Origin of the sequence: Flavobacterium sp., from assembly GCF_027490375.1 — a bacterium.
In the GTDB taxonomy this organism is placed as follows: domain Bacteria; phylum Bacteroidota; class Bacteroidia; order Flavobacteriales; family Flavobacteriaceae; genus Flavobacterium.
The window spans coordinates 62,541-76,827 of record NZ_JAIXYH010000070.1 but is presented as its reverse complement, the minus strand read 5'-3'; the positions used below and the strand labels follow the sequence as shown (position 1 = coordinate 76,827).

The following is a 14,287-nucleotide window of genomic DNA, read 5'->3' as shown; positions in this document are numbered from 1 at the left end:
GCTTCGCAAGTTTTAGAATGCGTATCATAGTCGTTTACTTACTGGTTTAAAAGATGATATCTTATTAAAGAACACAGTTATTGCGCTAGATTATAATCAGTAATCGGATTGATATTTTAGCTCTAGAGTAATTTCAGAAAAATCAAGCTTGTATTTTACTACTTCAGTAAAAACGTTCCTGTTACGTCTATTTTATTGCTCACTTTCGATTTTACGACACTCGGAATTTTAATCGCATAATCGCTGGCATTTACGTTGAATGAGGTTTGAATTTCGATGCCACCGTCGTTCTTTCTAATTTTAGCTGCTGCGGTAACGTCGTTGGTTTTTCCGTGCATTTCAAGTTTGCCTTTGATTTGATATTCCGTCCACGAAGTAGTGAGTTTTTCGGCATTAAATCCCGTGATTTTTCCTTTAAAAGTAGCTTTTGGATAGGTATCGCTTTCCACATAATTTTCATTAAAATGCTCTTCCATCAATGCAATTTTAAAACGGAATGCTTTCATGAGCGCCAATGTTGCAATTTCCCCATTTTCCTTGTTTAAAACACAGGTAACATTCTCGTTTTTAGCTTTAACTTCTTCAAAACCCGGAACGCTGGCTTCAAAGGCAAGCTTGCCCGTTTTTGTTGTTAATTTTTGAGCAAGCGACAGGCTTGTACTGAGGATAGCGAATAAAAAGAGTATTTTTCTCATGGTTTTTGGATTTTAATTTTGAAAGCCGTCTTGCTGCCAACGCACAAATAGTTCTATTGTTGCATCGGGAAAACGCGGGCCACCTTGCGGCATAAGTAAATCGTTGCCGTTAGGAAGTGCAATACGTCCGAGTAAATCTTGGTTTAAAATGGCATTTCGTACTTGATCAGCGGTTACTAAAGGCATCGGAGCACCTAAAGTAGGAACGGCGCCGTGGCAATTTGTACAGCTGTTAGAAACAATGGGTGCAATATCGCGCGAATAAAGTACCGCTTCATCTGCGGGAACTTCCGCTATTAAGTCGTTTGTACTATCGTTTGTACAAGAAGTTAGTGCCGCGGCAAAACTTATTACAATTAGATATCGTAAATACATCATATTACTCAACTTTTTATCTATTTTTAAATCTACAAAACAATTTCTATGAATCGCAAAAAAATTATCATCATCTGTTCCGCTCTTGTGCTGCTCTGCTTTTTGGGCTATCAGTACGTTTACAAAGGGCATCGGGATATTTCTTCTGAGGATGCTGTAGCAACGCTTTCGGTTGCGCAACTCAACGAGCAATATACTCAATCTGCCGAGAAAACAACTCAAAAATTCTTGGATCAAACTATTGTTATATACGGGAAAGTAACGTCTTCAGATTTAAAATCGAAGAACTTATTGATAGACAATGGAGTAGATGTTACCTTGACAATGGCTGAAACCGTACCTGCAGCAGGAGCTGAAGTTCGTGTGAAAGGACGCTATGTTGGTTTCGACGATTTGCTCGAGCAACATAAAATTGTAGATGCAACATTAATTACAGAATAAGATGAAAAAGAATATTTTACTAGTTTGTTTATTGGCGTTTTTTGGAGGACAAGCGCAAGATGATTTGCTGAATGAAATCGACACAGCGAAAGCCGAGCCTGTGGTAGAATCGGCTTTTAAAGCCCTGAAAATTGTAAATCTTGAATCAACGAAATTAGCAGCGAAAGGCGATTTCTATTTCATTGTAGCGCACCGATTTGCTTCTATTGAAACAGGTTTCGAAGATTTTTTTGGACTTGATAATGCCGTTACTCAGCTTAAATTTTTATACGGCGCAACCGATTGGCTTACTATTGCAGCTGGGCGAAGCGAACAGGCTTACGACTTTTCGGCGAAGTACAGTTTGGTACGTCAGAAAGTTGGCGGTTTCCCGGTAGCCATAGTTGGATTTAACAGTTTGGGAATAAACAATGAATTGGATAAAGCGATCTATCCGAGATTAGAGTTTAATAATCGTCTGATTTATGTTTCGCAATTGTTGGTTTCGCGGAAGTTTTCAAAGCGCCTATCGCTCGAATTGGCACCAACTTTCTTTCATGAGAATTTTGTAGATATTGATTCGCAAGACAATAGCCAGTTTGCTATTGGAATGGGTGGGAGATATAAGATAAGTAACCGTGTTTCCATCAATGTTGATTATGCGGCCCATTTAAATCGCTCAGCAGATTCTCCGTATCGCAATCCGCTTTCTGTGGGAGTTGATGTAGAAACAGGAGGTCACGTATTTCAGATGCATTTCTCGAACAGTCAAGGTATTCACGAAGCAGGTTTCTTAGGCAGAACTACCGGTGATTGGAGTACCGCTAACATCTTCTTTGGATTTAACTTAGTTCGTGTTTTTTAAAAAAAATACTTCATAAAAAAGGCGTCGCAAAAAAATGCGACGCCTTTTTTTATTGCTTTAACGTGCAGCTTATTTCTTAATGAACTTAGCTGTTTTGCTCTTACCGTCAGTCGTTTTGATAACGGCAACATATGTCCCAGTAGTAAGGTTAGAAACATTCACGTTGTTGTTTTTTACCAATCCTTTCTGTATTTTCTTTCCGGTAAGGTCGAAGATTTCGTAAGAGTCGAGTTCAAAACCATCTGCTTTGATGTTTAGCGATTCGCGAACCGGGTTTGGATACACACTTACAATATCTTGTGAAGCTCCGTCAGTAGAAAGCGTTTGCCCTTCTGTGAGGATTATTGCTTTGTTGATTTCCGGATTCCAAAATTCGTCGATTATTCCAGAAGGCCACTTTACTACTACTTTAATTATCGATTCGTTAGATCCGAGTCCGAAATGAGTATTAAGTGAACTCATATGACGAAAACCATCACCACTTCTTACATCGCGAATCTGCATACCAGACGCAGTATACATTTCTATACGTGCGCCGATACCGTTTTTATTGCTTTGAACGCCATTTAAACAAATCTTAGTCCAATTATTACCGTTACCGTTAGATAAGTAAATTTGATTGTTGTTCTGAATATCTAAGAAACCATCGTTGTTCAGGTCACCTACAGGTCCATTAGTTGGCACTATAGTTTTTGGTGTAAAAGTCCAGTCACCATTATTTTTCATGATAGTATTATTACCCATGAAGATATCAACCCATCCATCATTATCATAATCGTGAGCGTTATTCTCGATGTTAGTTGCTGCAAAGGTATCAAGCCCAGATCCTACAGTAATGTCGGTAAATGTACCGTCTCCATTGTTTTTTCTTAGTTTGTGTCCGCCATCTGCAAATGAACTAGCACCAATCATGGCGTCCATATCCCCATCATTATCATAATCAGCCCACGCAGCCGACCAAGATTGCGATGGTTCATTCATTCCAGCGGCAACACTTACATCTGTCCACGTGTTATTTCCGTCGTTTCGGTGTAATTCGTCAACTTTCGCATTAGAAGCGCCACCACGACATTTTGCTATGAATAAATCTTGGTCGCCGTCATTATCGTAATCCACAAAGATGGAGCCGTAGTTTCCTCCGGAAGGAAAATCACCAAGCCCCCCCTGACTAAATGTGTAGTTTCCGTTTCCGTCGTTTAGGTAGCGAACATTTGGTTGCACATCGTGACAAACAAAGGCATCTAGATTACCATCATTGTTTAAGTCTATGAAATTACTTCTTTGTGAAAAAACATATTCAGTTCCTTGCATTAAGGTAAATCCTGTTCCAGCGGCATTTTGTTTCATAAAAGCAACACCAGAGCCATTTCCATACAGTAAGTCGTTCTTACCATCTTTGTCGATATCTCCAGCAGCAACACTCCATGTAGGCATGTAGTTTGTTGAAGGTGCAGACATTTGAATTGTGGTAAATCCACCTCCGTTTGGAATTTGACGCAAAACAGTGACTTGATTTGGAGCAATAGAAACAATGTCGTCTAAATAATCACCATTCATATCAACTATGCAATTCTGATATCCTCCGCTTATTGAAATCGACTGTTGGGTAAAGGTCATAAACGGTGGTGGTGGTGGGACGAATTCGTTTTCTATCAGAGAAAAAGTAAAACCGTTGGCACTCCAGTTGTTATCAAAAGCAATGTAATATGTTGTTCCTGCGGTAGCTACGAATTCTGCTACAGAAAGATAACTTGGGTTTCCTAATACTCCGCTGTCGTCATCGCCAGTAACACAAGTAAGCGATCCACAGCTTCCAGAATACACAGAAAAGCGAGTGTCCCCGTTAAGGTTTACCTGCAAGTCGGTCGTTATCGTTACCGAATAGTCTTGGGTAGGAGTGTACACGTACCAGTTTGCTGCCGTAGCTGGATCTCCAGTATTACAGAAAGTTGTGTGAGGTGTTCCAGTAATCGTCGGAACAACTGTTAATCCGGCTGTAACGGGAACGGCATTCTCGCAATTTGATTGCGCTACTGCTGCCTGCAAAGACAGGACGGAGAGTGTTAAAAGTAGTTTGTTTTTCATGGTAATTAGTTACAGTTAGGTAATGAGTTAATCCATTCTTGAATCATGGTCACAGCTTCTTCGTGAACTAGTGAGCGTCCAAGTAATGGCATTCGAATACTTTCATCAGAGGTATTCAATCGTGAGTTGAGGGCAGAACGTGCAATCCGACCAGGAGAAACAATAGCACTGGTTCCATCGTTGAGCGGATCTTGTGGCGTCATGCAAACTCCGAGATTCGTATTTGTAGTTGATTCGCTGAAAGCAAATCGCATTGGGCGGTAACTGCAGTGACTTCCTTCCTGATGGCAATGAGCACAATTGATGTCTATGTACGAGCGAACACGTGTTTCCAATGGTTTTGAAGTGTCTTTCCAATCAACTACGGTGTTTATTTGTGCAGGATAATTACTATCCAAATAGCCCATTTCAACCCATTTTGCCAGTTGATTTTTGGAGCCATCTGCAAAAGTGTAATTGTTGTTTAGGTTTTGCGGTTTTGGTCCGATAGGAATTGCTTTATCCGTCATTTTATGACAAGTTAAACACTCGCCGTTACTCGGGAATCTGTAATTAACCGATTTAAGGTTTCCATATTCGTTTATGAAACTGATTTCTCGATATCCACCTTCTGTAACTAAATTCGCTTCCGTTTGTTCGTCATTCCAGATATATTCTGCGAAAATCCATCCGTCCGCTTTCTTAATTAATAAGCGGGTTTCCATAATCCGAGTTGTATTACTAGGCTGCACATTATCGTAATAAAACGTTTTTATGATTACGGAACCGGTCGGAAATTCTAATATTTTTCCATCACCATTGTATGTAGCTTTTACGCCTTTAGGCATCCACACAAATCGTTTTTTGTGAGCGTAATCTGTAAATAGCTGGCTGATCGGCTCGTAGGGTAAAACTCCGAGCGAAGGATTCTGAAGTTTCATATCCCCTTCAAAAAACTTGTAATCGGATAATTTAGCGTATGGAACGGTCGACAGATCCACATTAACAGGACTTACAGGCGTGTATTCATCATCGTCGTTATCTCCGGAGCATGATGCAATTAAAGCTGCTGTTCCAAGGATACAAACAATAAACCAGGCGTAGTACTTTCTCATATGTTTGGCAAAATGATTTCAAAAGTAAGAATTTGATATGTTTTTTTTGAATTTTTTATTAATTCAAATGTTAAATTGGCAGTTGCAACTTATTTCTTGCTGTAAATACAAGCTTTCAAGGATTCAAAACTCAACTAATTCTGAATATGTAAACTCGTAATTGCGACATTTTTTTGTTAAATCTGCCGATTCGAGGATGTAAATTTTTTAGAAAAGTTGCTTAGTTGCAATCATTTTTTTAGATACTAATGTGCTTTCTTACGCTTATTTTATTTCCATTGAAGGTTTAAACGCGAAACAGCTCGTTGCAGATTCTCTTCCAGACCTTTTACCGCTTCAAACATTTCATCTTTAACTGTACCTTTAGAAGTAAACAAAGATTCTACCTTTAATGAACTTGGTTCTTGACCGTCCATAAAATTCAGGATTTCTATTAGTAGCTGACGTTTTCCTTCCGTTAAGTAAAAAGTAAAGCGAACTTTCACATGATACGAGTAAGTTTCGCCGAGATTTGAGTAGGTGAAAGCATTTCGGCGTAGCGTTTCTATTCGAATAACTTCCCCACGATCTTGAAAATCGAATCCGTTTCGAAAGTTACGTTCTGCCCACTTTGTAATGTCGTCATTTAGATCGGGTAGAAATCGAGTATCGCTGATGGGTACAGCTTTTATTCCATCTTTGTTGAGAGTTATCTTTTGCCCAAAGGCCGCATTTGTAAACAGCACCAACAATCCGACGATAAATTTTACGTGCATGGGTTTTAACGGTATTTCAATTGTTGAAGTTTCTCGCTGTAAGTTAAGAACTGTGAAGGAAATATCCGATTTAAAGCAGCAGTATTTTTTATATCGACAACGGGTTCCAGCTGAAAACCGTCGGAAGTACATACCAGCGCTTCGTTAACCGCCTCAAACATGAATTCGACGTCGTGTGTAGAAAACAGTATTAGTTTACCTTTTTCATTTGCAAGTTTATGAATGATATAAAGCAGTTCCGACTTTTTTGCCGGATCTAAATGCGTTGTAGGTTCATCTAAAAGGAGTATCGGCGTATCCTGTGCCACTGCGCGTGCGAGCATAACAAGCTGAAATTGTCCATCGCTTAATTCAACCGCTTTTTTGTTCAGAAAAGAAAGGCAGTTGCATATAGTTGCCGCTTCATGGCAGAGCGCCCGATCCGTTTCACTTTCTTTGTAAAACCAACTTTTATGCGGATTTCTTCCCAAGCCAATCAATTCCTCGACAGTCAAGTCGGCTACAAAAGGTCGGCCCGTCAAAACAATAGCAACCTTTTTTGCGCGCTGTTCAGTTGTTAATTGTTGCAGATTTGTACCGTCCCAAAGACAGCTTCCGCCGATGGGGTATAGGATTCCTGCAATAGTTTTCAATAAAGTCGATTTTCCAATTCCGTTTTGTCCTAAAATTGCATAAACAGTCCCTGCTTTAAAATTTGCAGAGAATGGTTCGTTTAATTGCTTTTTTTCGAATCCGACCACCAAATTTTCCAAACCTAATTTCATAGTCTGCATTTTAAACGTTGCGATTCTTTAAGATTAGGTACATAACAACTGGCGCACCAATAAGTGAAGTTACCGCATTGATTGGCAAATTCCATCCTTCAATCGGAAGTTTACATAATAGGTCAGCTAAAAGCATAATGGTACCACCAGTGGCAACAGTTAATGGAAATAACTTTTGGTGTGTGTTTAAACCATATAATTGTCTGCTTAAATGCGGGACGGCTAAACCAACAAAAGCAATTGGTCCGCAAAATGCAGTACTAACGCCCACCAATAATGCAGTAACCAGTATTAAATAGAAACGCGCTCGTTGCAAGGCTACTCCCATACTTTGTGCGTATTGATCTCCTAAAATTAAACTGTCTAAAGCGCCTAATTTGGGTAAAAACAATAGTATTCCTAAAATGCTAACTACAACTAAAATATACAATTCTATTCCCGTTAAATTAGCGAGGCTGCCCATACTCCAAAAGGTGTATCGTTGCAAATTTTCGGCTGTAGTAAAATAGCTCAAAACGCCCGTAATTGCTCCGGCAAAACTGCTAATCATAATTCCGGCGACGAGAACGGTCGAGCTGTCTGCAACCCGTTTTGCAATTCCTAAAACTAAAAAAAGTACTGCCAAACTACCCGCGAATGACGCAAGGGCGATCGAATAAGGTTGATTCAGGAAATTTGACAAACTTCCTTGTAAAATAGAGTTACCCATCAAAAGGAAAGCTACTGCCAACGACGAGCCGGAACTTAAGCCGAGTACGTATGGGCCTGCCAAGCGGTTCCGGAATAATGTTTGCATGACCAATCCAGCTGCGGAAAGCGACATGCCTACAAAAAGTGCTGTCAGCGCTTTCGGAATGCGAATACTTCCGATGATAAAGCTCAGTTCTTCATCGGTATTGCCAAAAACGTAATCAACAACTGCCCGAAAAGAAATTCCGGTACTTCCCGTACAAATGTTAGCTACAAAACACAGTGCTAGCAGCGCAAAAGCGACTGTAATTTTCAAAGACTGTGTTTGGAAGAATTTCATAAAACTGCCGTGAAAAAGTAAGGTTTGTGGTTGGGAAGTAGGTGTGGGTGAAAGATACTCACTAAATCTTCTAAAACTAAATCAGGACGGTTCGATGCAAGTTCATAAAACAAAACACCGCCTGTTGCACCTTTTTTAGAACTGTAACTGTATATTTTTTTGTTCTGAAATGCAGCGAACTTTCCGTAACGCGAATCGGCTTCTAATAATTGCTGCCGCATTTCGAACTGAGCCGGACCAATCCAATAATCAGCTGCTTTGCAATCGCGATATACTTTTTCCAAATCGTATTTTAAACTTCCGGTTCCAGTAGTGTTTGCGTAAATATATGAAGCGCCTGCATCTTTAATAAATTGTGCACCCCAGCTATTTCCTTGCGGCGCATACCAACTATCTTCTAAAAGTGCCCCTGCCATTACAGTTGGTTTATTTTTTTCTAAAGCTACCTTTTCTTTCAGTTGTAAATATTTGGATTTGATTTGGTTGTAAATTTTATCTGCCTCGGCGTCTTTGCCGTAAAGTGCCCCGAAAAATTTAATGTATTCAGCTTTTCCCAGAGCGGTTTGTTCATTCCAATCGGCGTTAAGTAAAATCGGGATATTAATGCTTTTTAGCGTTTCGTTTAAATTCCGACTCTGATCAATTTGATATCCAACGTACAACTCTGCTTTCGAAACGGCTAACTTTTCTAAATCTATTTCTTGGTTCGAACCTAAGTCGATAACCGCTCCATCGTCTATTCTTTTTCGAATGTTTGGCGAAGAAATATAACTCGTATTTGGAAAAGCTACTAAACGAGATTCTACTCCCAAAAGTACTAATGAGGGAATGTGCGTAGTCGAACTTAAAGCAATTTTAGTAACGGGAATTTGAATGAACTGTAAATTTCTTAATGAATCCGGAACTTGAGCACGATCTTTAGCCAATACATATTTAAATTGCTGTGTGGCTCCGGGGAAGTAATCCTGTACACTTAGAATTTTAAAATTGCTGTAATGGTATAACGAGAAACCTTTCGCTTCGGTAATTTTATTTATTCCACTTTCTGTTTTGCTTTTTGGAGCTTCTTTACATTGAAAAGCAATGGCAAGAAATAGGTAGATTACGATGATTTTCAAGCGGAGCATTCGTGCATTCATGGCGCCAAAGGTAGCATAACCAAAATATTTTTCGAAAGGGTTTTAAATTAATTCCCGAATGCTATCTTTGCCGCGAAGTTGGTTGCACAGTGCATTTGGTTGTGCATTAAAAGGGAATATGGTTAAAATCCATAGCTGTACCCGCAACTGTAAGCTAACAAGCTTTTTGTCAGTTCTGCATACCACTGTGACAAACGGGAAGGTTCGACAAAAAGACGCAAGCCAGGAGACCTGCCACTTCATAATCAAAAACGAAAAGTCTTCGGGAATAAAGACTTGCGAATTTATGAAGTACAAAGCATTATTAGCTTGCCTTTATTTGTTGGCGTATGCCCATGTTTCGTGCGCCCAAGAAGCTGTTGCACTGCAAGAAGTGGTGCTAACCGATACGGCTTTGCGCGATTTTTCGAATACTCATGTGGTATCTTCTTTAGCCGACTCGTTGCCGCGTTTCGCGAATCCATTTTTAGCACAAATTTTATCGGCTAATTCATTGCTTTATGTCAAGGAAAACGGTGCTGGTATGGTAGCTTCGGTTGCCTTTCGCGGAACTACAGCAGCCCAGACAGCGGTTATTTGGAACGGCATTCCCATAAATTCGGTGCTTTTGGGGCAGGTCGATTTTAATACCATCCAAACAGCAAATTATCAGGATATTAGCGTTCGTAGCGGCGGTGGAAGCACGTTTTACGGCAGCGGTGCCATCGGTGGTTCAGTTCATCTTGAAAACAATTTTGATCTCTCCAAAAGCAGTGCGCATCAAATTCGATATGCTTACGGCTCGTACAACAACCATAACGCTTTCGCGGAAAGTAGAATTCGGCGTGGGAGATGGATTTTAGCGGGAAGTTTTTTCTTAAATGATGCCGAAAATGATTACGAATTTCCGAATCGTCGTCGACGAAATAGTAATGGCGATTATCAGGTTTATTCTTTGAATTTTAGAGCTTTAAGAAAGTTAACAGAGCATTCCGAGTTGCGTTTTTTTAATGAGTATGTGCAGCAATACCGCAACTTTTCGCTAGTTTTCCCCACTGATGTAAAGACCGCATATACCGATCTTAATTACAGACATTCAGCCGAATTTGTGAATCGTAGAAACCGGGTGGAACATTTAATACGATTAGGTTTTTTACGAGAAGTTTATCAGTACGATTCCAACAGAAGTTTACCCGATTATCAAAGTGCTTATGCGGCAACAGCCTTAGCGCGTTACGAATTCAAATATCAGTTGACAAAAAAGTTGCGATTTACTACTATTGCTGATGCACAACGAATTTTTGCCAACGGTGCCGATATTAACCGCCAACAACGTACGACATTTACAACCGCTTTGGGAGCGGCATGGCAACCCTATAAATCCGATTTGATAGAATTGGGATTGCGGAAAGAGCAAGTAAGCGATTTCGAAAGTCCGTTTTTATTTTCGTTAGGATACAAGCACGCTTTCGCGGAAGAACTTGCAGTTCGTATGGGCGTGTCTAGAAATTTTAGAGCGCCTACATTTAACGATTTGTATTGGAATACCTTAGGTAATCCGAACTTACGTGCCGAGAATGCTTGGCAATACGAGTTGGGTTTGCAGTTTGCGAAGAAAGATTGGAATCTGAGCCTTACGGCGTTTCAAAATCAGGTGAACGATATGATTCGCTGGGTTCCGGGCGCGTCGGGGCAATTCCGACCTGAAAATACCGATGAAGTTGATATTACTGGAATAGAACTGCAAGGCGATTATCATTTCAAGTTTGGAAATAATTTGATTTCCCTTAGCAGCAGTTATGCTTACACAAAGAGTATAAATACAAAAACCGATTTACAATTGGTGTATGTGCCTGAACATAAGGCGGTTTTTAATTTGAAATACAGTTATAAGTCGCTCGAGATTTTATATAATCAGCAGTGGGTGAGCGCAGTTGAAACTCGGAGCGATCACAGTGGCGGCGCTTTGGACGCGTTTTCGACCGCTTCACTGTATTTGAATTATAATTTTTCAAATTTTCCCATGATTGTGTCATTTGCTGCACAGAATTTATACAATACCGCGTTTCAAACGGTTTTAAATAGGCCAATGCCTTTACGTACTTATCAAATTAATCTAACTCTCAATTTATAATTATGGAAATGAAGTTTAAAAATGTCCTGTGGATTTTAGCTGGCGCACTCTTTGTGGGTTGTAGCGAATCGGATAGCGAATCGGATGATGATTCGGATGGTCTGTTCGAAGATGGTTTTATTGTAATCAATGAAGGAAACATGTCGGGCGGAACTTTAAGTTACGTAGACGATGCGTACAACGTAACTACCAACGATTTGTATGGATCCTTAAATGGAGGCGACGGTTTAGGTGCTTTTGTGCAATCGGTTTTTGACGAAGACGATCGGATTTATATTGTTTCTAACGGTTCGAATGTAATAACTGTTGTGGATGAAGAAGATTTTACACTAATTGATAAAATCGATACGAATCTAGCAGTGCCGCGATACGGCGTTGTGCATGGAAACCGTTTGTACGTGACTAACCAAGATAGTTTTTTAACAACAACCGACGATTATGTAGCGGTATTTGATGCAACTACTTATACGCACATCACCAATATTGCACTTAATACGGCTGCTGAGCGGATTATCGAAGAGGACGGAAAGATTATAGTTTCGAATGGTGCTTTTGGAGTAGGAACGGGCATTACAATTATCGATCCGGCTACAAATACCATTACAGCACAGATCAGTACGCCTTTGGCACCAAATACAATCGAAGAAGAAAACGGAATTTTATACGTTTTGTGTTCGAATTTCGACGCAGCATCGCAGTTGGTTAAAATTGATTTAGCCACAAATGCGATTACTGAAACGATTGCTTTTCCAGAAACCTTGATTAATTGTGCTAATCTCACGCTTGAAGACGGTTCGTTTTATTTTACTAAAGACAGTAAAGTATATCGTTTCCCGTTAACGGCAACAGCGGTTACCGATACGCCGTTATTTACTTCGGAAGCTCAAGTATTATACGGTTTTGCTGTTGAAGACGATCAGATTTTCGTGGCAGATGCTAAAGATTATCAGTCGGCAGGTGCTGTTTTTGTGTATTCAGCGATTGGAACTTTGGAACATACGTTGGCTGTAGGATTGATTCCGAACGGATTCTTTTTTGTGGACTAAACGTTGGTAACGATTGCCCGCGTGAGGGGGCGCAGCGGTATCCTCTAAGTTCGCGTTCGAAGCTACTAATTTTCGGATGGTGCTTATTGGGTGCTATATTTTGGAAAGACTTTTCAATGAAAAAGTGCGTCGGTTTGCAAGTTTAAAAGCTTGCATCGGACGCACTTTCGTTTTTCGAACGCGGACTTAGAGATTTAGCGGAGCACGCGACCCGCCGGAAGTATGGAGGCGGGGCACGCCCAAATAAAAAAACTACTTCGTTGGCAAATACATATCAGTTGCAAAAGGGATTAGTTTTTTACTGTCGCTAAATGGCCGTGGATTCGAGATATTGCGATTCGCCGGACGATTGCCTGTTTCTATATAATTGAGTGCAGCTGCAAGTAAAGGCTCGTTTTCATTGCCAAGTACGCCCATGTTTTGTGCTTGTTCAGGGATGTTCAAATCGGGTTCGATACCGTTGCTGTAATCGCCAAAATTATCGGCGTTAATTGTTTTAATAACAAGCGGTTGCATGGCGTATTTGTGGTTCGGATTTCGGTTTTGCGTTCCGAATGTAGGCGAATCGTACAAAGTGATGGATCCGGTGTTTTTTCCAGTTGTTTTAGTACCAATTTGACGAACCTGGATATAGGGCTTCAAACTATTGATTACTAGTTCGGATGCGGAAGCCGAGGAACCAGTTGTAATAACATAAACTTTAGTTAGATTTAAGCTGTTTATCGGAGCAGAGTCGATACTGTTTGGGAAATTAATGCGCAATTGATCGGGATTCGTGGCTTCGAATTGCGCTTGTATATCGCTGTTGTACTGGTATTTAGCAAAAAGTTGCCCAGTGAATTGTCCGGTAATCATAGCGCCGAGTCGCGATGCCGTAAGCACGCTTCCGCCTGAATTATAACGTAAATCGAGAATCAGATCGGTTGGATTTTGCGCTTTCAATTCTGCAAAAGCTGCGTTGAGTTGGGCATCGAAGTTTGCTGTAAAACCGTTGTAGATTAGATAGGCTATTCTTTTATTGCCTCGAATGAAAACCGTTTTAAAGAAAACTGGATTTTCGGTAACTGCTGCTCGAGAAACGGTCACTGCTTCGGCTGACGACGTAACGGTTGTTCCGTTGAAGGTTCCTAGATTATACGTTAGCGTTGTAGCGTTGAGTAAATTTCGGTAATTAGAAACGGTAAGTTCTTGGCCGTTTATACCTGTGAAGATATCGCCGCGCGCAATAGGTTGTGCAGCAGCAGGCGAATTAGGTATAATGTACCTAACTACGCCGTAAATATTGGTATCTGAACCAGGTTCGTAGAACAAACTGTATTCGACGCCGGTGGTTGTTGTATTTCCGGCGAATAAATTATTTAAAACATCGTAGTCGTTAACGATGATGCTGAATCGATCGGTGGGTTCAGGTGCTTTTAGCGCTGCGAATAGCGCTTCCGGGCTGTTGAATCCGCGAAGGTAATCTTGGTAGTCTGTTGCAGAAGAAAACCGATTGTCTGCCAAATCCGGGATTTGATCTTTAAAAAGGTAGTACGTATTCATGCCCCGATAAATAAAGTCTTGAACTTCGAGGCCGCTGACGCGCTCAATTTTGTCGTCTTGATCTTCACAGGCCGTGAAGAGTATGCTGCTTGCTAATGCAAGAACTACTGCTGGAATAAGTTTCATTTTTTTCATTTCTGTATTCAAATCGCCTTTCAAAGTAAATATACGAGTTATCTGACTAATAGTGGATTTACATTTAGAAATTAACTTTTTCAAAACATTTCAAATAAAATTAAATTACATTACTGATTTTCAGTACTTTATGTTTATTGCTTGATGTTTTGTTTTAAATTTCTTCAAAATTTGTTTGTTTGAGTAACAAATTTGTTTGTGTTTCGTCTTCACTGTATAACCAACAAAC

General features: G+C 40.2%; 13 protein-coding genes and 1 riboswitch. Of the genes, 4 read left to right on the top strand and 9 right to left on the bottom strand.

Going from position 1 to position 14,287, the window contains the following annotated elements:
* Positions 1-158: 158 nt before the first annotated feature.
* On the bottom strand, positions 159-695 hold the full coding sequence (locus Q0064_RS09765; RefSeq protein ID WP_298147827.1) for a YceI family protein: 537 nt from the start codon (positions 693-695) through the stop codon (positions 159-161).
* A gap of 12 nt (positions 696-707) precedes the next feature.
* A complete protein-coding gene (locus Q0064_RS09760; RefSeq protein WP_298147824.1) occupies positions 708-1,073 on the bottom strand; it encodes a hypothetical protein in 366 nt (121 codons plus the stop codon).
* 45 nt (positions 1,074-1,118) lie between these two features.
* Between Q0064_RS09760 and Q0064_RS09755 the strand changes: the two genes are divergently transcribed.
* Complete coding sequence (locus tag Q0064_RS09755) at positions 1,119-1,511, top strand: hypothetical protein (protein ID WP_298147821.1); 393 nt, start codon at positions 1,119-1,121, stop codon at positions 1,509-1,511.
* 1 nt (position 1,512) lies between these two features.
* Positions 1,513-2,355, top strand: coding sequence for a DUF5777 family beta-barrel protein (locus Q0064_RS09750; protein ID WP_298147818.1), 843 nt, complete (start codon positions 1,513-1,515; stop codon positions 2,353-2,355).
* A gap of 69 nt (positions 2,356-2,424) precedes the next feature.
* Here the strand turns inward: Q0064_RS09750 and Q0064_RS09745 are convergent, their stop codons facing one another.
* From Q0064_RS09745 to Q0064_RS09720, 6 genes are all read right to left on the bottom strand, one after another.
* Entirely contained in the window at positions 2,425-4,440 is a 2,016-nt protein-coding gene (locus Q0064_RS09745) for an FG-GAP-like repeat-containing protein (protein ID WP_298147815.1), read from the bottom strand.
* Positions 4,441-4,445: 5 nt separating this feature from the next.
* Positions 4,446-5,534 (bottom strand): hypothetical protein, encoded by a 1,089-nt coding sequence (locus Q0064_RS09740; RefSeq protein WP_298147813.1) that lies wholly within the window; start codon positions 5,532-5,534, stop codon positions 4,446-4,448.
* Positions 5,535-5,803: 269 nt separating this feature from the next.
* Positions 5,804-6,289: a hypothetical protein gene (locus Q0064_RS09735; RefSeq protein ID WP_298147810.1), complete on the bottom strand. Its 486-nt coding sequence runs from the start codon at positions 6,287-6,289 to the stop codon at positions 5,804-5,806.
* A 5-nt stretch (positions 6,290-6,294) separates the two neighbouring features.
* Complete coding sequence (locus Q0064_RS09730; protein ID WP_298147807.1) at positions 6,295-7,053, bottom strand: ABC transporter ATP-binding protein; 759 nt, start codon at positions 7,051-7,053, stop codon at positions 6,295-6,297.
* A gap of 10 nt (positions 7,054-7,063) precedes the next feature.
* Complete coding sequence (locus Q0064_RS09725) at positions 7,064-8,059, bottom strand: iron ABC transporter permease (RefSeq protein WP_298147804.1); 996 nt, start codon at positions 8,057-8,059, stop codon at positions 7,064-7,066.
* Positions 8,060-8,079: 20 nt separating this feature from the next.
* Positions 8,080-9,222: an ABC transporter substrate-binding protein gene (locus tag Q0064_RS09720; protein WP_298147801.1), complete on the bottom strand. Its 1,143-nt coding sequence runs from the start codon at positions 9,220-9,222 to the stop codon at positions 8,080-8,082.
* 62 nt (positions 9,223-9,284) lie between these two features.
* Positions 9,285-9,476, top strand: a riboswitch (cobalamin riboswitch).
* A 32-nt stretch (positions 9,477-9,508) separates the two neighbouring features.
* On the opposite strand from Q0064_RS09720, the gene Q0064_RS09715 reads away from it, so the two are divergent.
* On the top strand, positions 9,509-11,335 hold the full coding sequence (locus Q0064_RS09715) for a TonB-dependent receptor (RefSeq protein WP_298147798.1): 1,827 nt from the start codon (positions 9,509-9,511) through the stop codon (positions 11,333-11,335).
* 2 nt (positions 11,336-11,337) lie between these two features.
* Positions 11,338-12,381: a DUF5074 domain-containing protein gene (locus Q0064_RS09710; protein ID WP_298147795.1), complete on the top strand. Its 1,044-nt coding sequence runs from the start codon at positions 11,338-11,340 to the stop codon at positions 12,379-12,381.
* Between the two features lie 252 nt (positions 12,382-12,633).
* Here the strand turns inward: Q0064_RS09710 and Q0064_RS09705 are convergent, their stop codons facing one another.
* On the bottom strand, positions 12,634-14,049 hold the full coding sequence (locus Q0064_RS09705) for a S41 family peptidase (RefSeq protein WP_298147792.1): 1,416 nt from the start codon (positions 14,047-14,049) through the stop codon (positions 12,634-12,636).
* Positions 14,050-14,287: the final 238 nt, after the last annotated feature.